Origin of the sequence: Pannonibacter anstelovis (assembly GCF_036881715.1) — a bacterium.
In the GTDB taxonomy this organism is placed as follows: Bacteria; Pseudomonadota; Alphaproteobacteria; order Rhizobiales; family Stappiaceae; genus Pannonibacter; species Pannonibacter anstelovis.
On record NZ_JBAKBF010000009.1, the window covers coordinates 95,675 to 114,380 of the forward strand.

General features: G+C 62.0%; 18 protein-coding genes. 4 read left to right on the forward strand and 14 right to left on the reverse strand.

Annotation, left to right across the window (positions count from 1 at the left end):
* The first annotated feature begins 275 nt into the window (after positions 1 to 275).
* Positions 276 to 1,955, forward strand: coding sequence for a methyl-accepting chemotaxis protein (locus V6L75_RS14740; RefSeq protein WP_334252243.1), 1,680 nt, complete (start codon positions 276 to 278; stop codon positions 1,953 to 1,955).
* Between the two features lie 64 nt (positions 1,956 to 2,019).
* On the opposite strand, the gene V6L75_RS14745 is transcribed toward V6L75_RS14740, so the two are convergent.
* The 3 genes from V6L75_RS14745 to V6L75_RS14755 all read right to left on the reverse strand — a co-directional run bounded on the left by V6L75_RS14745 (position 2,020) and on the right by V6L75_RS14755 (position 4,464).
* Positions 2,020 to 2,694, reverse strand: coding sequence for a class I SAM-dependent methyltransferase (locus V6L75_RS14745; protein WP_334252244.1), 675 nt, complete (start codon positions 2,692 to 2,694; stop codon positions 2,020 to 2,022).
* 126 nt (positions 2,695 to 2,820) lie between these two features.
* The gene (gene dapE / locus V6L75_RS14750) at positions 2,821 to 3,990 is read right to left on the reverse strand and encodes a succinyl-diaminopimelate desuccinylase (protein WP_334252245.1); all 1,170 of its coding nucleotides are present in this window, start codon (positions 3,988 to 3,990) and stop codon (positions 2,821 to 2,823) included.
* Positions 3,991 to 4,038: 48 nt separating this feature from the next.
* On the reverse strand, positions 4,039 to 4,464 hold the full coding sequence (locus V6L75_RS14755; RefSeq protein ID WP_334252246.1) for a DUF805 domain-containing protein: 426 nt from the start codon (positions 4,462 to 4,464) through the stop codon (positions 4,039 to 4,041).
* 205 nt (positions 4,465 to 4,669) lie between these two features.
* Between V6L75_RS14755 and V6L75_RS14760 the strand changes: the two genes are divergently transcribed.
* Positions 4,670 to 5,494, forward strand: a complete 825-nt coding sequence (locus V6L75_RS14760) for a DUF2189 domain-containing protein (protein ID WP_334252247.1) — start codon at positions 4,670 to 4,672, stop codon at positions 5,492 to 5,494.
* 45 nt (positions 5,495 to 5,539) lie between these two features.
* On the opposite strand, the gene truA is transcribed toward V6L75_RS14760, so the two are convergent.
* From truA to def, 4 genes are all read right to left on the reverse strand, one after another.
* Complete coding sequence (truA, locus tag V6L75_RS14765) at positions 5,540 to 6,364, reverse strand: tRNA pseudouridine(38-40) synthase TruA (RefSeq protein ID WP_334252248.1); 825 nt, start codon at positions 6,362 to 6,364, stop codon at positions 5,540 to 5,542.
* Between the two features lie 22 nt (positions 6,365 to 6,386).
* Entirely contained in the window at positions 6,387 to 6,920 is a 534-nt protein-coding gene (locus V6L75_RS14770) for a GNAT family N-acetyltransferase (protein ID WP_334252249.1), read from the reverse strand.
* 34 nt (positions 6,921 to 6,954) lie between these two features.
* A complete protein-coding gene (fmt, locus tag V6L75_RS14775) occupies positions 6,955 to 7,893 on the reverse strand; it encodes a methionyl-tRNA formyltransferase (protein ID WP_334252250.1) in 939 nt (312 codons plus the stop codon).
* Positions 7,894 to 7,970: 77 nt separating this feature from the next.
* Complete coding sequence (gene def, locus V6L75_RS14780) at positions 7,971 to 8,489, reverse strand: peptide deformylase (protein WP_334252251.1); 519 nt, start codon at positions 8,487 to 8,489, stop codon at positions 7,971 to 7,973.
* 150 nt (positions 8,490 to 8,639) lie between these two features.
* Between def and V6L75_RS14785 the strand changes: the two genes are divergently transcribed.
* On the forward strand, positions 8,640 to 9,824 hold the full coding sequence (locus V6L75_RS14785) for a DNA recombination protein RmuC (RefSeq protein ID WP_334252252.1): 1,185 nt from the start codon (positions 8,640 to 8,642) through the stop codon (positions 9,822 to 9,824).
* A gap of 273 nt (positions 9,825 to 10,097) precedes the next feature.
* On the opposite strand, the gene V6L75_RS14790 is transcribed toward V6L75_RS14785, so the two are convergent.
* From V6L75_RS14790 to V6L75_RS14800, 3 genes are all read right to left on the reverse strand, one after another.
* Positions 10,098 to 10,973: a C40 family peptidase gene (locus tag V6L75_RS14790; protein ID WP_334252253.1), complete on the reverse strand. Its 876-nt coding sequence runs from the start codon at positions 10,971 to 10,973 to the stop codon at positions 10,098 to 10,100.
* A 33-nt stretch (positions 10,974 to 11,006) separates the two neighbouring features.
* Positions 11,007 to 11,357: a MarR family transcriptional regulator gene (locus V6L75_RS14795; RefSeq protein ID WP_055454923.1), complete on the reverse strand. Its 351-nt coding sequence runs from the start codon at positions 11,355 to 11,357 to the stop codon at positions 11,007 to 11,009.
* A 62-nt stretch (positions 11,358 to 11,419) separates the two neighbouring features.
* Complete coding sequence (locus V6L75_RS14800) at positions 11,420 to 12,817, reverse strand: leucyl aminopeptidase family protein (RefSeq protein ID WP_334252254.1); 1,398 nt, start codon at positions 12,815 to 12,817, stop codon at positions 11,420 to 11,422.
* Between the two features lie 205 nt (positions 12,818 to 13,022).
* Between V6L75_RS14800 and V6L75_RS14805 the strand changes: the two genes are divergently transcribed.
* The gene (locus V6L75_RS14805; protein WP_334252255.1) at positions 13,023 to 13,832 is read left to right on the forward strand and encodes a tetratricopeptide repeat protein; all 810 of its coding nucleotides are present in this window, start codon (positions 13,023 to 13,025) and stop codon (positions 13,830 to 13,832) included.
* 25 nt (positions 13,833 to 13,857) lie between these two features.
* Here the strand turns inward: V6L75_RS14805 and V6L75_RS14810 are convergent, their stop codons facing one another.
* Genes V6L75_RS14810 through V6L75_RS14825 form a run of 4 tightly spaced genes read right to left on the reverse strand, consistent with a single transcriptional unit; the run spans position 13,858 to position 18,685 of the window.
* Positions 13,858 to 14,838 carry a type II secretion system F family protein gene (locus tag V6L75_RS14810; protein ID WP_334252256.1) on the reverse strand — a complete coding sequence of 327 codons (981 nt, stop codon included), beginning with the start codon at positions 14,836 to 14,838 and terminating at the stop codon, positions 13,858 to 13,860.
* A 9-nt stretch (positions 14,839 to 14,847) separates the two neighbouring features.
* Positions 14,848 to 15,870 carry a type II secretion system F family protein gene (locus V6L75_RS14815; RefSeq protein ID WP_334252257.1) on the reverse strand — a complete coding sequence of 341 codons (1,023 nt, stop codon included), beginning with the start codon at positions 15,868 to 15,870 and terminating at the stop codon, positions 14,848 to 14,850.
* The gene (locus V6L75_RS14820) at positions 15,870 to 17,360 is read right to left on the reverse strand and encodes a TadA family conjugal transfer-associated ATPase (RefSeq protein ID WP_334252258.1); all 1,491 of its coding nucleotides are present in this window, start codon (positions 17,358 to 17,360) and stop codon (positions 15,870 to 15,872) included. Before V6L75_RS14820 ends, V6L75_RS14815 begins: the two co-directional genes overlap by 1 nt.
* 32 nt (positions 17,361 to 17,392) lie before the next feature.
* Positions 17,393 to 18,685, reverse strand: coding sequence for a CpaE/TadZ family protein (locus V6L75_RS14825; RefSeq protein ID WP_334252259.1), 1,293 nt, complete (start codon positions 18,683 to 18,685; stop codon positions 17,393 to 17,395).
* Positions 18,686 to 18,706 lie beyond the last annotated feature (21 nt).

Sequence of the window (18,706 nt, forward strand, 5' to 3'; positions counted from 1 at the left end):
AAATAGGGCACACACCAAACTTGATGCACTGAAACCCATTATACTTTCTAAAAATTCGGCAAACAAAGAATGAAAACGATATCATATTTACAACTATCGATAATAAACTCAATCAACCCCACCTAATTTGAGATATTCTTTTAAAATTTACCATATTAATACATCGCAACTCTAAGTTATCGTAATAACTTCGGATGATTTATATTTCATTATTCATATTTCTTTAACATAGAATCAGCGATTTACATCGCGGGCATTGTACTGGAGACTAGCAGATGCATCTCTCAATCAGGAATCTCTTAATTACGCTGACAATTCTGATGCTTACCCTTACCGGTACACTGGCGGTGGTCGCACTCCGCGGCACGGATCAGCTGAACGGCAATCTGGTTGACATCAAGGACAACTGGCTGCCAAGCGTGCGGTATCTGGGGGAGATGAACACTGCAACCGCCGACTACCGGATCAATGGTGCAAATCACGTACTGGCTCAGAGCCCAGAGGAAATGGGCCACGCCGAACGCCGCCTGCAGGAAGAAATGCAGAAAATCGAGACGGCGAAGCGGAGTTACGAGCCTCTGATTGCCTCTGACGCAGAACGCAAGCTCTTCATGGACTTTCAGAATGCATGGCAACAATATGAGAAGCTGAACGTTACGCTCCTCACTATCTCGCAGGCGGGCGACAAGGCAAAGGCAGTTGCGCTGTTTCAAGATGACATGCGTGTAGCCTACAACACTGCATCAGATCTGCTTGGAAACCTGACAGAACTGAATGTCAGAGGCTCCGAGAACGCAGGAACAGAGAGCCAGATTGTCTACTCCAGCGTAATGTCCACCACGATTGTCAGCGCCGCCGTGGCCGGCATCATCGGCTTGGCCTGTCTTTACTTCGTTGTCTTCCAGGTGACAGGTCCCCTGAACCAGATCACCGAAGCGATGCGTCAGGTGGCGTCTGGTGCACTGCAGACCTACATTCCCTTTGCGGACAAGAAGAACGAGCTTGGCGGCATGGCAGGTGCGCTGGAAACCTTCCGGGACAACCTGCTTGAAACCGAGCGCCTGCGCGCCGAGCAGCTGGAAACCGAGCGCCTGAATGCCGAGAAGCTGACCAGTGAGCGGCATGCGATCGCAAACAGGTTCGAGGCGACCATGGGTCAACTGGCCACGTCCTTTGTCCGCTCGTCGAACGAAGTCGCCGAAGCTGCCCGCAACCTCTCGGCAACGGCGGAAGAGACTTCCCGTCAGGCGCAGGTGGTTGCAGGCGCGGCTGAGGAAGCCTCAATCAATGTCCAGACGGTTGCTTCCGGCGCGGAAGAGCTCTCTGCCTCGATCCGCGAAATCTCCTCTCAGGTTGCCCGGTCCGCCCAGATTGCGAATGATGCCGCCGTGGAGGCAGAGACAAGCAGCCGCAACGTCCAAAATCTGTCGGCTGCCGCTCAGCAGATCGGTGAAGTTGTTGAGCTGATCACGAGCATCGCCGAGCAGACCAATCTTCTGGCGCTCAACGCCACGATCGAGGCAGCCCGGGCAGGCGAAGCCGGCAAGGGCTTTGCGGTTGTTGCCTCCGAAGTCAAGGGACTGGCCAGCCAGACCGCCAAGGCGACAGAGGAGATCAGCCAGAAGATCGGCGAAATCCAGTCCTCGACCAACACCACGGTGGAGTCGATTTCACGCATCGTCCGCACCATCGGGCATATTCAGGAAGTGGCTCAGGCAATTTCTGCTGCCGTCGAGGAGCAAGGGGCAGCAACCAGCGAGATTGCAGCCAACACCCAGCGCGCCGCCACGGGGGCCGATGACGTGACGCAGAACATCGCCGGTGTCGGCACTGCCGCAGAAATGACCGGCGCCGCCTCCACTCAGCTGATGACGCTCTCCTCTGATCTGAATGACCAGTCCGGCACGTTGCAGCGGGAAGTGGTTGAATTCGTCAAGACCCTCCGCCAGGGCTGACCTCAAGCAAAAGGCCCCTGCCGGAGAGCTCTCCGGCAGGGGCTTCTTTTATTTCCGAAGAGGCTCAGCGCAGCGGCGGATGCCGCACGGCGGTGAAAGACTTGGTGAGGCCGAAGAACTTTTCCTTCTCCATCACCGCATCCGGAAACAGATAGCGCATCTGCCGCAGGTCCAGCATACGGGCGTCTTCCAGCGAGGCCATGGCCTCGTCGATATTCGCAGCCTTCGGATAGAAGCCGGTCGTCCGCGCCAGATGAATGCGGTAGCGCACCGGGTCCGGCAGCCAGTGCAGGAACAGGCTGCGGGCATGCGGCTCGATGGGGAAGGAGAAACTGGGCGTCTGAATGGCATAGCTGCGCGCCACACGGCCTGCCTCACGCGCAAAGGCCTTCTTGTTGGACCAGGAGCCCACATGCTCGATGACCGAGTTAGAGAAGGCGAGGTCATAGGCCCCGTCGGCCACGCCGGCGAGGTCACAGGCATTGCCCTGCGTCATGCGCACATTGGGCATGTCGGTGGTGTTGGGATCGCTGTCCGGAAACAGGTTGACGCAATCAACTGAGAGATTGGCAAAGTCGAGCTCACTCTTCCACACGTCCCAGAAGCCGCGCGTGCCCCCCATATCAATGATCCGGCAATGGCCTTTCACTGCGATATAGTCGTCAATGATGCGGGCAAGCGACTGCACACGCTTCTTGCGGAACGAATTCTGCGTGGAAACCGGCGATACATCGAGCAAGGGACAACTCCCGGATCTGGGCACAGCAAAGGCTCTGCAGTCCCGGCCAGTGCCGGGACCTAATGACGGGAACTATGACAGGCTACTGATAATTGCCGATTAACGCGGGGGAAGAATGCCGCCGCTTCAGCCCGCGAAATAGCTGTCGAGGAAGCGGCGGTAGACGGCGGCGAGCTGGTCGAGGTCGGCGACCGGGGTGCATTCGTCCACCTTGTGCATGGTCTGGCCGACAAGGCCGAATTCCACAACCGGGCAGTAGTTCTTGATGTAACGGGCATCCGACGTGCCGCCGTTGGTGGTCAGATCCGGGCGGCGGCCTGTTACCGCTTCCACTGCATCAGCCAGCGCCGAGATCAGCGCCTCATCGCGGGTGAGGAAGGATTCGCCCGCATCGCGGCGGAAGTCGAGGCTGTAGCGCAGGCCCGGGCGGGCCGCAGCTGCCAGCGTCTCCTGCAGCCTGGCCTTCAGCGCGTCCAGCGTCCATTCGTCGTTGAAGCGGATGTTGAAGCGCCCCTCGGCGCGGGCCGGGATGACGTTGAAAGCCGGATTGCCCACATGCAAGTTGACGATCTCAAGGTTCGAGGGCTCGAACCGCTCGTTGCCCTCGTCCAGAACCAGCGCATCCAGCGCGCTCATCAGCGCCAGAAGGCCGGGGATGGGGTTGTCGGCGAGCTGCGGATAGGCGGCGTGGCCTTGCGTGCCCTCCACCGTGACGATGCCGGAGAGATAACCACGGCGGCCGATCTTGATGGCATCTCCAAGCGCTGCCGGATTGGTCGGCTCGCCGACGATGCAGGCATCAAACACGTGGCCTTGCTCCTTCGCCCAGGCAAGAAGCTTCGACGTGCCATTGACTGCTGGGCCTTCTTCGTCGCCGGTGATGAGGAAGGAGATGGTGCCGCCGAAGGCCTTGCCGCGCTCTTCAATGAAGCCCAGTGAAGCAGCGGCGAAGGATGCGATGCCGCCCTTCATGTCCACCGCGCCGCGCCCGTAAAGCACACCATCGCGGATCTCGCCGCCGAAGGGATCATGCTGCCAGTCGCTTTCCGCACCTGCCGGCACCACGTCCGTGTGGCCGGCAAAGACGAAATGCGGTGCCCCGCTGCCGATGGTGGCGAACAGATTTTCCACGTCCGGCGTATCCGCGTCGGAGAAGGTGACGCGGGAGACGGTGAAACCTGCCTCACCCAGCAGACGCTCCAGAAACGCCAGCGCACCGCCTTCGGCGGGTGTGACGGACGGGCAGCGGATGAGATCGCGGGCGATGGCGGCGGCGGGGGAAAGAGCTTGGGTCATGGTAGGAGTCCTAGCCCCGCTTGGGGGCATGGGTCAATCCGTGCCGCTTCAGCGGCGGCGGTAATAACTGTCGGGCTGCGGGCCGTAGCGGTTCGGGCCTTGCGCACTGGGCAGAAAGCCAAGCGTCAGAACCGCAAAGAAATTGATCACCGGCACGAAGGCAACCAGCGCGAAGAAGCCGGGCAGCCCCACATCCTGCAGCCGCTTGATCAGCAGCGCCATCTCGAACCAGGTGACCACGACGAACAGCACCGGAAACAACGGGTTGGACCCCATGAAGTCACCGAAGGTGAGCGAAGCGAGGTCCACATCATCCGGCAGCGAATTCATCCACATGTTGGCGGCGATGGCAATGATCACCCAGTTGAAGGCAAGCCCATACCAGTAGACCTTGCGTGAAACGCGGCCGATCGGGCTGAGCAGCAGCCAGCGGATGCCGGGGCTCAGCTGGGCAGGGGGAAGTCCGGAAACCATTGTTGCTCCAGCGGGTGTGGACATGTCCTGACGTGGCAGGTACTGCGGCCAGCTGCGGGGATCAAGCAAAAGCAGCAGTACTTTACATATGTAGGTGCAGAATGGAAAATTTCGGTATCTCCTACCGGAAAATACGATTGGCGGCTTGATATTTTCGCGTCACTGTCGGCGCGAAGGTCTGCAACGCAGGGAGGAGAAACCGGCGATGGAAGAGGCCAATATCGAAAACCCAGGCGGCTCGTCTCCGCAGACGGCTCCGGCGCACCGGCCGGACCCCAAGGTGCGCAAGATCAGCGCCGCCGACATCATCACCGCCCTCGGCAAGGGCCTGCGCGATTTCCGGCGGGCGCCGCAGTTCGGCCTGTTCTTCGGCGGCCTCTATGCGCTTGGCGGCATCCTGGTGCTGCTGACGGCATCGGCGCTGCACATGAGCTATCTCAGCTATCCGCTGGCGGCGGGCTTTGCCCTCGTCGGCCCTTTCATCGCCTGCGGCCTTTATGAGGTGAGCCGGCGGCTGGAGCAGGATGCTCCGCTCACCTGGGGTGGCGTGCTCGGCGTCATCTGGGCACAGCGCAGCCGGGAAATCGGCTGGATGGCCTTCGCCGTTTTGTTCGTGCTGATCATGTGGATGTATCAGGTGCGCCTGCTGCTGGCGCTGTTCCTCGGCTTCCAGTCCTTCGCCAGCTTCCCCGAATTCATCGACACGGTGATCTCGACACCGGAAGGCCTGATGTTCCTGCTCACCGGCCACATTGTCGGGGCCATCCTGTCGCTGCTGCTGTTCTCGCTGACTGTCATCTCCTTCCCGCTGCTGCTCGACCGGGACCGGGACTTCATCACCGCCATGATCACCAGCGTGCGCACTGTTGCCACGTCCCCACTGCCGATGATCGGCTGGGGCATCGCGGTGACGCTGACGCTGATCGTCTCGATGGTGCCCTCGTTCATGGGCCTCATCTTCACCCTGCCCATCCTCGGCCACACGACCTGGCACATCTACAGGATCGCGGTGGAACCGGAGGCGGGGTGAGGGATCAGGCTTTCTCCCGGAGCAGCGGAGTGTTCAAGCGCTTTCTCACTCCTCGCCATCATCCCCTTCATCCTCCACAGCCGCAGAGCGGGCGTGCCATTCAGTGTGGGAGGCGATATCAGTGGCGGCGGGGCGGTAGTCGACGCGGGTGAGATAGAGCCCGTCCGGCGGAGCGACGGGACCGCAGGCCTTGCGGTCACGGGCAGCAAGCGCTTGCCGCACGGTATCTGCCGTCCAGCGCCCTTCCCCCACCAGCCTTAAGGTGCCCACCATGGAGCGCACCTGATTGTGCAGGAAGGAGCGGGAGGAGCATTCCGCAATCACGAAGTCCCCTTCCCGGCGGACACTGAAGGTCTCCAGCGTCTTTTCAGGGCTCTTCGCCTGGCAGCGGGTGTGGCGGAAGGTCGTGAAGTCGTGGTGGCCGATGAAGACCTGGCTGGCCTCGTGCATGGCATCCACATCCAGCGGCTGTTTCACGTGCCAGGCCAGCCCCTTCTCGAAGGTCAGCGGCGGCAGGCGGTTGAGGATGCGGTAGCGGTAGGCGCGGCGGATGGCGGAAAAGCGGGCGTCGAAGCCCTCATGCATCTTTTCGCAGGCCAGAATAGCAACCGGGTCCGGCTGGCAATGGAAGTTCATCGCCCCCATCACGGTTTCGGCTGGCCAGTCCTTCTCCAGATCCACATGCGCCACCTGACCCGTCGCATGCACGCCCGTATCCGTGCGCCCGGCCCCGCCAATGGCCACCTCTTCACCGCAGAAGGCCTTCACGGCACGCTCCAGCACCGCCTGCACGGAGGGGCCATTGGCCTGCCGCTGCCAGCCGCAGAAGGGACGGCCGTCATATTCGATGGTCAGCTTGTAGCGGGGCATCGGCCTACTCGAATTCCCTGATCTATTCGAATTCCTGGAAGGGCGTTGCGAAGCTCACTTCCACCGGCAGCTGCGTGCGCCCGGCATCCGTCAGCGCCAGCGCCATGAAAGCAGCCCCTGCATAGGGCGCCTGCACCTGCTTTGCCAGCCCGGCATCAAAGCCGAAACGCGGATAATAGGCAGGCGGGCCCAGCACCAGAACGAGATCCTCGCCCTGCGACCGCAGTTCCTCGAGCCCGGCAGTGATCAGCGCCGAGCCGATCCCAAGCTTCTGCACCTCGGGCAATACGGAAACGGGCGCGAGGCAGGAGATTTGCAGCCGGTGGCCAGCGCCAGCCCCGGTCACCCGGCTGAAGGCAACATGGCCGAGAATGCGCCCGTCATCGCCTTGCGCCACCAGCTCCACCAGCAACGCACCGCAGTGGCGGAGGTTGTGCACCAGCTTTGCTTCCACGGGCTGGTTGAAGGCAGCGGTGATGACACCGGCCACCTCCTTCTCGTCAGCCTCAGTGACAGGACGGACCGTGAAGACGGGGCTGTTCTGCGCTGCAGTCATCACCGGATGCTCCCTCAATCTCAACAAACGCCGCTCAACCAACCAGCTCGCCAGCGGCAAGCTTGGCACCGCGCTGGAACTCTTCGCCGCCCATCGGCTTCTTGCCCGCACGCTGCACGTTGACAAGGCGCACCGCGCCGTCTCCGCATGCAATTACCGGAGCGCCATCCGCGGACAGCACTTCGCCCGGCGCACCCTGCCCTTCGGCAAGCGCAGAGCGCAGCACCTTCACCCGCTCGGCCGTGCCGGAGATCACCGGCTCGCACCAGGCGCCGGGGAAGGGCGAGAGGCCGCGAATGTGATTGTGAACCTCATGGGCAGGCCGCGTCCAGTCGATCCGCGTCTCAGTCTTGCTGAGCTTCTTCGCGTAGGTGACGCCCTCTTCCGCCTGCGGCACCTGCGCCAGCGCATTGCGCGACAGGGCAGCGAGCGCCCGCACGATCAGATCGCCGCCCAGCGCCGAAAGGCGGTCATGCAGATCACCTGCTGTCATGTCCGGGGTAATCGCAACGGTTTCGGACATGCAGACGGGGCCGGTGTCCAGCCCCTCTTCCATGCGCATCACCTGCACGGCGGTTTCCGTGTCACCGGCCATGATCGCCCGGTTGATCGGGGCAGCCCCGCGCCAGCGCGGCAGGATCGAGGCGTGAATGTTGAGGCAGCCCTCGCGCGGGGCATCCAGAACAGCCTTCGGCAGCAGAAGGCCATAGGCGACGACCACAGCCACATCCGCATCATGCCCGGCAAAGACGGCCTGTTCTTCAGTGCCCTTGAGGCTGAGCGGGGTGAAGACCGGGATACCCAGCGCTTCTGCCGCTTCATGCACGGGAGACTTCTTCAGCTCCATGCCACGGCCAGCAGGGCGCGGCGGCTGGCTGTAGCAGGCCACGACATCATGCCCCTGCCCCACGATTTCCATGAGGGCCGGCACGGAGAAATCGGGCGTACCCATGAAGACGATGCGAAGTGTCATGCGCTGCTTCCGAAAATCTGGGCGGGGCCGCGATGGCCCGGAAAATGCGAACGGCCCGCAATGGGCCGTCTGCCGTGTCAGGGCTTGCCAGTGATGCGGGCCTGTTTCTGGAACTTCTTCACCACCCGGTCGCGCTTCAGCTTCGACAGGTAGTCGATGAAGAGTTTGCCGTTGAGATGATCCAGCTCATGCTGGATGCAGGTGGCAAGCAGCCCGTCAGCGAGGATTTCCTGCTGCGCGCCTTCCCGGTTCTGAAAGGTCACGCGCACGGAGGCTGGGCGCTCCACGTCATCGTAATACTCGGGGATCGACAGGCAGCCTTCTTGATAGACCGACAGCTCCGGCGAGGACCACACGATTTCCGGGTTGATGAAGACCATGGGCGCCTTCGGCTGGTCTTCCTTGGCCACATCCAGCACGAAGATGCGCTGCAGCACCCCGATCTGACTTGCGGCAAGACCGATGCCCGGTGCGTCATACATGGTGTCCAGCATGTCGTCGGCCAGCTGGCGGATGTCATCGCCAACGGCGGCAACAGGCGCGCAGACCTGCCGCAGCACGGGATCGGGAAGGGTGATGATGGTGCGTTTCGTCATGTGATCCAGATAGGCAAAGGCGGTTAGCCGGTCAACGCGTTTCCTCAAGGTTTCAGCTGTTGATGGGCGTGTTTCGGTCTTCTGTGCCCTCCGTGCCCGCCACGCAAGGCCAAGGCTGCCCCCACACCCGAATCGTTCTATGTTTGTTTCATGCAAGACACAGTTTTCACCTTCGGCACCCGACCTGTCAGCCTGCTGGAAGCCAGCGTTCTCGCCGCGCTTCTATTGCTGGCTTTTATCACCCTTCTGGTGGTCAGCGCCCTGCGCCAGATCAAGGCGCGGGCCACGAGCGAGGCCATTGCGGCAGACAGGATAGAGGAACTGGAGGAGCATCTGGCCCGGATGCTGCGCTCGCAGGGGGAAATCACCGGACGCATGCAGACCATGGCCGAGGTGTTCTCCAGCCGGCAGGGCGACATGATGCGCGCCGTCAACGAGCGGCTGGATGGCATGGGCCACAAGCTTGGCCTCTCCATGGCCGATACCACCCGGCAGACCCACGATGGCCTGCGCCAGCTGCATGAACGGCTGGCGGTGATCGACCGAGCGCAGAAGACCATCACCGATCTCTCCGGTCAGGTTGGCCAGTTGCAGGCGATCCTTGCCAACAAGCAGACGCGCGGTGCCTTCGGGCAAGGGCGGATGGAAGCCATCATTCAGGACCAGTTGCCGCCGTCCGGCTTCAGCTTTCAGGCCACGCTCAGCAGTGGCTCACGGCCTGACTGTCTGGTGCACATGCCCAACGGCGCGCCGCCGCTGGCCATTGATGCCAAGTTTCCGCTGGAGGCCTTCAATCTCCTGCGCAAGGCCCAGTCGGAAGAGGAGCTGAAACAGGCTCAGGCGCAGTTCCGGCGGGATTTCACCAAGCACATTCAGGACATCCGCGAGCGTTACCTCATTCCCGGAGAAACGCAGGATACGGCCTTTCTCTTCGTGCCATCGGAAAGCGTCTTTGCCGAACTCAACGAGAATTTCGAGGATCTGGTGCAAAAAGCCCACCGGGCCCGCGTCGTCATCGTCTCCCCATCGCTGCTGATGCTGTCCATCCAGGTCATTCAGGCGGTGCTGCGCGATGCCCGCATGCGCGAGCAGGCCCATCTCATTCAGGCCGAAGTCGCCCATCTCACCGCCGATATCGCCCGCCTCAACGACCGCACCGGCAAGCTGCAGGCGCATTTTGCGCAGGCCAGCAAGGACATCGACCAGATCCTCATCTCCACCGACAAGATCTCAAAGCGCGGCCGCAGGATCGAGGAGCTGGATCTTGGTGAAGTGCGTGGCGAGGCTGTGTCTTCTTCAGGAGAGCGTGTACGGCTGATGGCGGGGGATGAGTAGAGGCGGCCCACCCGCCGGAAATAGCTGGCTCCAGGCTGGAAACTGGCTCTGAGTCACCCCGGCCAAGCGCAGCGCGAGCCGGGGGCTACTCGCTTGCAGAGAGATGCCAGTGTCCGGAGCTGCGCGGCAGACACCAGCCCGGTACACGCTTCTCCGCCAGGCTTCAGTTTCACCGCTCAACGAGCGAGTGGTCCCCGGGTCTGCGCTTCGCTCCGCCCGGGGTGACCGCCTGAGTGAACAGGAAGGCAGCGCACCCCCGCAATCTCCTTCCCCTCAAAGCCGCCGGATCGAGGTCAGCGCGCCGTATTCCTTGGCGCCGATGCGGGCAAGAGCAGCATCTAGGGGTTCCTGCGAAACGGTCATGGTGTAGCCGTTCGCATGGGTCAGGAGAACGGGGCTGCTGAGCACACCCACATGTCCGCGCCAGAAGAGCAGGTCTCCGCGCCGCAGATCCTGCGGCAGAGGGCCACCTTCCGTGAAATCCAGACGCTCGCCCGCCTCGGCTTCCTGCATGTCACTGTCACGCGGCAGGGCGTGGCCGGCAAAAGACGCGCAAAGCTGGATCAGCGCCGAACAGTCGAGCCCCAGCGAGGACTTGCCGCCCCACAGATAGGGCGTGCCCAGAAGGCTTTCGGCAATCGCCACCCAATCCGGCTCGAAGCTGCCAACCGGCACCAGATGCCCGGCCACCACAGCCGATCCATCGGAAAGAAGCGCATAGGCCAGACCGCGCGTCTCCGCCTGACCCACAACACGCACCTTCGCACCGAGAGACAGATGCCCAAGAGCGGGAAAGCGCAGGTCCGCGCCCGGATAGCGGAAGGTGCGCAGCGCCCGCACCACATGTGTGGCCTCTTCCACCGGCGCCAGCGCATCGGAAGGAAGCCAGCCGACATAGCCGTCGCCGTCCAGCTGCCCCCACGCCCAGCCTTCCGCTGTGGTCTCATAGACCATCACCGTTTCGCCATGGAGCGCCTGCGTATCCAGTCCGCAATCAGGGCGCGGCTCCTTGCGCAGGGCCACCACATCCGCCGCAATGCGCAGGCGCTCGCCATCGGCAAAGCGGCGCGGGCTTACACGTCCCTCATAGGCGCGGGCGGCAAGATCCGGGCGCACGGGATGGCGGCGGCGGTCGAGCGTGTCAGACATGGATGGCCCTCAATGCAAATCGAAACAGGAAGATCAGCGCGGCAGTTCCTTGGCCTTTTCGGACACCAGATCGCCCAGCCGGTCAAGATAGAGCGCGCCTTCAACGGTGCGGGTGATGATGACGTTGCGCTTGTCGGCCTCGTCACGCTTGCGCGAGAGAAGCCGCATGCTGCCCAGCGTGTCCAGCGCACGGGTGATGGCGGGCTTGGTCACGTTCAACTTTGCCGCCAGCCCGCGCACGGTGTGCGGAGGCGGCTCCAGATAGACCGTGAGCAGGATCGTCATCTGACGGGCGGAGAGATCCTGCTCCCCGTCGCGCACCAGTTCCAGATTGACTTCGTGCCACAGCCTGAGCGCCTGCGAGGCGCGGATCTCCACTGCCATGTAAGGCGCTTCCCCGAATCCTGTTCAGATCCGGAGAAGAGCACGAAATCGTTTCGGATGCGTTATTTACCTGCGCCGTAGCGCGCTTCCAGCAGGGAGAAGAGCGCACGGATTGCCTGCGCCTCGCCGCCATAGGGTTTGCCGGGCCGCTCGATCGGAGTCCAGGCGAAGATATCGAAATGCGCCCAGGCTTTGGCTTTTGCCACAAAGCGGGACAGGAACAGCGCCGCCGTCACCGACCCGGCAAAGCCGCCGCCGGACTGGTTGACGTTATTCATGTCGGCACATTTGCTGTCGAGATACTTCATGTAAGGCTGCCACAGCGGCAGACGCCACAGCGGGTCATTGACCTTCACCGCATGTGCGGAAATCTCGCCCGCCAGCGCCTCATCACCGGTGTAGAACGGCGGCAGATCCGGGCCCAGCGCCACACGCGCAGCACCGGTCAGGGTCGCCATGTCGATCAGCAGATCCGGCTCTTCCTCATCAGCCAGCGTCAGCGCATCGGCGAGCACGAGACGGCCCTCCGCATCGGTATTGCCGATCTCGATGGTCAGGCCCTTGCGGCTCGGCAGGATGTCGCCGGGACGGAAGGAGTTGCCCGAGACGGCATTCTCCACTGCCGGAATGAGCACGCGCAGACGCACCGGCAGGCGGGCATCCATGATCAGCGAGGCAAGGCCCAGCACATTGGCCGCCCCGCCCATGTCCTTCTTCATAAGCAGCATGGAACTGGAGGGCTTGATGTCGAGGCCGCCGGTGTCGAACACCACGCCCTTGCCAATCAGCGTGATCTTGGGATGGCTTTCCTCACCCCAGGTGCAGTCAATGAGGCGCGGCGCACGGGGGCTGGCGCGGCCCACCGCATGGATCATCGGGAAGCCCTCTTCCAGCAGGGCCTCACCGCTGATGACACGGGACGCCCCATCATGAGCGCTGAACAGAGCGCGGGCCGCGCCTTCCAGCTCGTCCGGACCCATGTCGTTAGACGGCGTATTGACCAGATCACGGGTGAGTGACACTGCGCGCACGATCCGGGCCACCCGGCTCAGCACGGCTTCATCGGCAACGCGGAAGCGCGGCAGCGGCTTGGGCATTTCGGAGCGGTAGCGGTTGAAGCGGTAAGCGGTCAGACCGATGGCGACGAGTGCCGTTTCCGCATCCGGGAAACCGTCCGCCAGCACGTAGTCCCCTTCCGGCAGGGCGTTCGCCAGTGCGCCCGGCGCAAAGGGATCGATCAGGCCATTGTCACCGAAACCGAAAAGAACAGCGGCCTGGGTGCCATCGGTGGCCGGAACCAGCAGGACAGACCCTGCGGCGGCTTTATAGCCCTGCAGGCTGGCCCAAGCCTCCGCAGTCCCGCCAATCCGGGCCAGAACATCGGGCAAAGTCGCCGGGGTTACGGCCTCAACCGGCACTGGCGTCAGGCTCGTATCGCTAGGCAGAAGAGCATGAGGCATATTCATTTCCTTCCAATGTTCCTCAGGATTAGCACAAGTGGTAATGCCCCGGGCCAGTTAATGCAATCACGTGCAAATGCTTCCAGACATTAAGCTTTCGCAATCTGCGGCAGGTTAACCATGCATTAGGGTTAACAAGCTATTGCTGTCATCTGGTCAATTCGGCGGACCTCGCCGCAGGAGCAGGTCGCACAGGGAGCTGTCCATGGAACAGGCTGAGAAACTCCGGACACGGCATCGCGCAGCAAAGGCTGGCCGCATTGCCATGACCGCCCTCGCCGTGATCCTGGTCGCGGGCTGCAACTCAACCCGGCAACAGACCAGCACCAACTCCTCTGCAACCTCTGCAGCTTACGTACAGCCCGGGTCTGCCGAGGCCATGCGCGAGGTTTCCGCATGGTCCAGTGCCTATCAGCGCAATCCGGATGACCGGCAGGTGATCATCGGATTTGCAAATGCCTTGCGCCGCAACGGGCAAACCGAGCAAGCCATGGCGGTGCTGCGCACGGCCATCATCAAGCACGGCTCGGACCGCGAAATTGCGTCAGCCTATGGCAAGATCCTGGCCATGAACGGGAACCTGCAGGAAGCCCTGAATGTGCTTCAGAATGCCCAGACACCTGCGACCCCGGACTGGCGCCTGCTCTCCGCAGAGGGCGCCGTACATGACCAGATGGGCAATCCTCAGAGAGCCCGGGCGCTTTACAATCAAGCCCTGAAGATCGTCCCGGAAGAGCCGACCGTGCTCAACAATCTGGGCCTTTCTTTCCTGCTGGCCGGTCAGGCACCGGACGCGGAATACTATCTGCGCCGTGCGGCTGCGAGCCCGCGCGCTGATAGCCGCATCCGTCAGAACCTTGCGCTGGCGCTGGGGCTGCAGGGAAAATTCGCTGAGGCCCAGCAGGTAGCTCTCAATGAGCTGGACCCGCAGCAGGCTGAGGCCAACATCGCCTATCTGCGGGCCGTTCTCGCCGCCCAGAATCCCCGGCGGGGCAATCCTCCAAGACAAGGCTGAGCGACGCGGCCAAGCAACGCCGCTGTCAGCGGAAAGTGTCCATCACCTGCATGATCGCCGGCCCCATGATCACGGCAAACAGGACCGGCAGGAAGAAGATGATCATCGGCACGGTCAGCTTCGGCGGCAGGGATGCAGCCAGCTTCTCGGCTTCCTGCATGCGCTGTTCGCGCACATCATCGGACATGACCCGCAATGCCTGACCAACCGGCGTTCCGTAGCGCTCGGCCTGAATGAGCGCCATGGTGACGTTCTTCACAGCCGGAACGCCTGTACGGGCCGCCAGATTGAGATAGGCCTGCCGCCGCTCCTGCAGGAACGAGAGTTCGGCATTGGTGAGGGTCAGTTCTTCGGCAAGCGGCACTGACTGGACACCGATTTCTTCTGCCACGCGGCGGAAAGCTGCCTCGATGGACATGCCGGATTCCACGCAGATGAGCATCAGGTCCAGTGCATCCGGCCAGGCACGGCGGATGGACTGCTGCCGTTTGGTGATAATGTTCTTCACATAGAGATTGGGCAGAAAAGCCCCCACTCCGCCAGCGAAGAGCGCAATGCAAAACTTGGTCAAGGGCGGCAGAGACGGCGGCATGACCGCAAAGCCGTAGAACAGCACCAGCAGGAAAAGCACAACAGGCACCACGAGCCTGGAAAGCACGAACGTATAAAGCGGTGCAGGGCCGCGGAAACCGGCCATGCGCAGCTTGTCATTCGTCTGCTCGTCGGCAAAGGCCGTCTTGAGGTTGAGCCTGTCCACCAGATTGCGGACACGGTCCTTCGGCTGATTGCGCAAAGAGACCCGGGTCTCCGCCTTCTCTGTTGCCAGGCGGGCTCTTTCGCGGGCACGCATCTTCTCGCGTTCCAGAGCAACCGACTTCATCCGGCTCTTCAGGCCATCCCGCTCCAGCACAGGCAAGACCAGTGCGAACACAGTGCCAGCGACCGCAACCATCGTCAGCACAGCGATGAGAACCTGGGTGTCAAGGAAGAAGCCGAAAAACGTCATGTCTTCCCCCTAGAAGTCGAAATTGATCATTTTGCGCATAACAAGAACGCCCATCATCATCCACACGGCACTGCCTGCAAGGATGTAATGGCCTCCTGTCGTGGTAAAAAGCAACATGATGTATTTCGGTGCGATTGTATAAAGAATCATGGACACGATGATCGGCAAGGATCCGATAATCGCCGCAGAGGATTTTGCCTCCGCGCTGAGGGCCTTGATCTTTCCCTTCAACGACTTGCGGCCGCGCAAAACCTTGGCGAGGTTGCTGAGCGCTTCGGAAAGGCCGCCACCGGCCTGCTGCTGAATGGCAACGACGATCGAGAAGAAGTTGGCTTCCGGTAAAGGAATTCGCTCCGGCATACGGGCGACGGCGTCCGTCAAGGAGATGCCCATGACCTGAGCCTCGACGATCTTGCGGAACTCGGTCGCCACCGGATCCCGCGATTCCGCAGCCACGATACGGATGCAGTCTGTCAACGGAAGTCCTGCACGGACGCCGCGAACAATAATGTCCACAGCGTTGGGCAGTTCGTCGATGAAACTGTTGAGACGCCGTTTGCGCCGCATATTGAGATAGAAGCGCGGCACACCCAGAGCACCGACGAAGCCGAGAGCCAGTGCGATCCACACTGATCCACCCGAGATGATCAGTCCCAGGAACAGCAAGACAGCGGAACATGCCGCGCTGAAGTACAGGAAATGCTTGCGCTCCCAGTCGAGACCCGCCTGTTCCAGCCGCGCGGCAAGTGTCAGGCTGCTGGCTTTCTTCTGCCGCGCCTTCTGCTTGTCCTCGAATTCCTTCAGCTGGTCCTGCACCGATCTCCGGCGCCGGTCCGCATCCCGCTGCGGACGGCGGTCGGCTACAGAGATTTCCCGCGTTGCGATAGTCTCAAGACGCTCCTTGCTCTTGCGCGATCCGTTGAGCAGCGGTTCCAGCAGCACATACAGAACGCCGCCGATGCTCAGGGCAACAAGGAGCGCTGCCGCAAGGTTCACCGTCTCCGGGCTCAGGGTGACGCCGAAGATCTCCATCAGCCCATCTCCGGCGCTTCGGAGGCATCAAGTGCGGCTGCCAGGCGCTGTTCTTCGCCGTAATACCGGGCACGGTCCCAGAACCGCGGGCGGCCGATGCCGGTGGACCGGTGGCGGCCGAGAATGCGGCCCTGCGCATCTTCGCCCAGGATATCGTACAAGAAGATATCCTGGGTGATGATCACATCGCCTTCCATGCCCATCACTTCAGTGACGTGGGTGATCCGGCGGGACCCGTCACGCAGGCGCGCTGCCTGCACGACCACGTCGACAGAGGAAACGATCATCTCGCGCAAGGTCTTGGAGGGCAGCGAAAAGCCGCCCATGGTGATCATGGACTCAAGACGAGACAGGGCTTCGCGCGGTGAGTTGGCGTGCAGCGTACCCATTGAGCCATCATGGCCGGTGTTCATCGCCTGCAGCAGATCGAAAGCTTCGGGTCCGCGCACTTCGCCGACGATGATGCGTTCCGGGCGCATGCGCAGACAGTTCTTCACGAGATCGCGCATGGTGATTTCGCCTTCGCCCTCAAGGTTCGGCGGCCGGGTTTCAAGCCGGACCACATGGGGCTGCTGCAGCTGCAGTTCGGCAGAATCCTCACATGTGATGATGCGTTCGGAAGTGTCGATATAGGCGGTGAGACAGTTCAGCAGCGTTGTCTTGCCCGAGCCCGTGCCGCCAGAGACCAGCACGTTGCAGCGCGACCGGCCGATGATCTGCAGCACCACTGCGCCTTCCGGCGAGATCGATCCGTAGCGGACAAGCTGATCGAGTGTCAGCTTGTCACGCTTGAACTTGCGGATGGTGAGGGCTGGCCCGTCGATGGCAAGCGGCGGTGCAATGACGTTGACGCGCGAGCCGTCCGGCAGGCGGGCGTCGCAGATCGGGCTCGATTCATCGACACGGCGGCCCACCTGGCTGACGATGCGCTGACAGATGTTCATCAGCTGCGCATTGTCGCGGAAGGCAATGCCCGTCTTCTGCATCTTGCCGCCGGTTTCGATGTAAACCGTGTGCGCACCGTTGACCATGATGTCGGCAATGTCGTCACGTGCCAGAAGCGGTTCCAGCGGACCGTAGCCCAGAACGTCGTTGCAAATGTCCTCAAGCAGATCTTCCTGCTCGGAGATGGACATGACCACGTTCTTCAGCGCAATGATGTCATTCACCACGTCGCGGATTTCATCGCGCGCATCTTCCGGCCCAAGGCGGCTCAGCTGCGACAGGTCAATCGCCTCAACGAGCGCGCTGAAAATGGTGGCCTTTGTGGCGTAATACTCGGCCGAGCGTTTGCGCAGCCGGTCTTCCGCCGGCGGCTCTGCCGGCTGTGGAGAGGTCTGAGCGGCAGCCCTTGAAGACGCCGCCGGAACATCCCGAAGATCGTTGATCAGCTGAGATGCCTGATCCGGCGCACGCGAAACAGGTGCTGCCGGACGGATCTGTCCGCCCTGCTCCGTTCCGCTTGCTGGGGTACCGCGCCTGCCAAACATCTGCAGCTCTTGCTCCTGCGGCTCTCAGGCCGTTACTTGCCCTTCCTGAGCAGATCCATAAGGGCCGCCACCGGTGAGCGCCGGCCCCGCTTGATTTCGCCCCGGCCCGAGACCGAATGGGCAACTTGAGAAATCAGGTCATTCACCGCATGGCGGGAATCCAGCTCGCCAATCATCTGGCCATTGTTGGCCGCGGTTCCGAACAGATGCGGATCAAAGGGAATAGCGGCCAGAACCGGCAGATTGAGGGCCTTGGCAAATTCTTCCGGCTTGATTTCAGGCCGCTTCGGCATGCCGACCCGGTTCAGCACCAGATGTGGCGGCTGGTCGTTGGGGCGCATCTGCCGCAGTGTATCAACAAGGTTCTTGGCATTGCGCAGGTTTGCAAGGTCAGGCTCGGCCACCATCACGACATCGTCAGAAATCTGCAGCAGATGGCGGACCCAGTTGTTCCATGCATGGGGCAGATCCAGCACAATGGCAGGCGTGCCCTGCCGCATCACATCCACCAGCGGGTCGAACGAGGTTTCTGAGTAGTCGTAGCCCCGCTCCAGAGAGGCGGGAGCTGCCAGCAGACTGAGATGATCCGTGCAGCGCGACAGAATACGGTCGAGGAAAGTCTCGTCCAGCCGCTCAGGCGCCGAGACGGCTTCGTAGACGCCCTGAAGCGGGTCCTGATTGTAGTCAAGGCCAGCCGTTCCGAACGGCAGGTCAAGGTCAGCCAGCACAACCTCGCTGCCGAAGGCGCGAGCCAGGCTCCAGGCCACGTTGTGAGACAGGGTCGAGGACCCGCATCCACCTTTGACCCCGAAGAACGCCATGGTCCGGCCCAGCGGTTCGGACTGCGGATCGCTGTAAAGTGCACCGACCGCACCAATGATCTGCAGGATTGTGACGGGCGCCACAAGATACTCGCTGACCCCACGCTGGATCAGATCGCGATAGAGCGCCACATCGTTGATGCGCCCGATGACAATCACCTTGGTGCCGGCGTCACAATACTCGGCCAGCCGGTCCAGATCCGCGACAAGGCTCTGCTGATTTGCACCGCACTCGATCACGATCAGATTGGGCGTCGGGGCCTGCGAGAAATGCTCGATTGCCGCCTGGATACCGCCCATGTGCACCTTCAGGTGCGCCTTGGTCATGCGGCGGTCTTCGCCCGCCGCTTCGATGATGCGTGCTGTCTCCGCGTCCATGCAGAAGGCCTGCATGGATATGCGCGGCACCGGACGGATATCCGGCACAGGCTTGTGGGATGCCTCGCTGGCGAATCCGTCTTCCGGTTCCTGCATGGCCCAGTTCTGGCCGCTTGCATTGCTCATGCCGCCCTCCTTGCCATGCCG

Bases quoted from the DNA above. Each gene is read 5' to 3' on its own strand.
- V6L75_RS14740 (WP_334252243.1), top strand. From the start codon at position 276: ATGCATCTCTCAATCAGGAATCTCTTAATTACGCTGACAATTCTGATG.
- dapE (WP_334252245.1), bottom strand. From the start codon at position 3,990: ATGACCCAAGCTCTTTCCCCCGCCGCCGCCATCGCCCGCGATCTCATC.
- V6L75_RS14755 (WP_334252246.1), bottom strand. From the start codon at position 4,464: ATGGTTTCCGGACTTCCCCCTGCCCAGCTGAGCCCCGGCATCCGCTGG.
- V6L75_RS14760 (WP_334252247.1), top strand. From the start codon at position 4,670: ATGGAAGAGGCCAATATCGAAAACCCAGGCGGCTCGTCTCCGCAGACG.
- truA (WP_334252248.1), bottom strand. From the start codon at position 6,364: ATGCCCCGCTACAAGCTGACCATCGAATATGACGGCCGTCCCTTCTGC.
- V6L75_RS14770 (WP_334252249.1), bottom strand. From the start codon at position 6,920: ATGACTGCAGCGCAGAACAGCCCCGTCTTCACGGTCCGTCCTGTCACT.
- fmt (WP_334252250.1), bottom strand. From the start codon at position 7,893: ATGACACTTCGCATCGTCTTCATGGGTACGCCCGATTTCTCCGTGCCG.
- def (WP_334252251.1), bottom strand. From the start codon at position 8,489: ATGACGAAACGCACCATCATCACCCTTCCCGATCCCGTGCTGCGGCAG.
- V6L75_RS14785 (WP_334252252.1), top strand. From the start codon at position 8,640: ATGCAAGACACAGTTTTCACCTTCGGCACCCGACCTGTCAGCCTGCTG.
- V6L75_RS14790 (WP_334252253.1), bottom strand. From the start codon at position 10,973: ATGTCTGACACGCTCGACCGCCGCCGCCATCCCGTGCGCCCGGATCTT.
- V6L75_RS14795 (WP_055454923.1), bottom strand. From the start codon at position 11,357: ATGGCAGTGGAGATCCGCGCCTCGCAGGCGCTCAGGCTGTGGCACGAA.
- V6L75_RS14800 (WP_334252254.1), bottom strand. From the start codon at position 12,817: ATGCCTCATGCTCTTCTGCCTAGCGATACGAGCCTGACGCCAGTGCCG.
- V6L75_RS14805 (WP_334252255.1), top strand. From the start codon at position 13,023: ATGGAACAGGCTGAGAAACTCCGGACACGGCATCGCGCAGCAAAGGCT.
- V6L75_RS14810 (WP_334252256.1), bottom strand. From the start codon at position 14,838: ATGACGTTTTTCGGCTTCTTCCTTGACACCCAGGTTCTCATCGCTGTG.
- V6L75_RS14815 (WP_334252257.1), bottom strand. From the start codon at position 15,870: ATGGAGATCTTCGGCGTCACCCTGAGCCCGGAGACGGTGAACCTTGCG.
- V6L75_RS14820 (WP_334252258.1), bottom strand. From the start codon at position 17,360: ATGTTTGGCAGGCGCGGTACCCCAGCAAGCGGAACGGAGCAGGGCGGA.
- V6L75_RS14825 (WP_334252259.1), bottom strand. From the start codon at position 18,685: ATGAGCAATGCAAGCGGCCAGAACTGGGCCATGCAGGAACCGGAAGAC.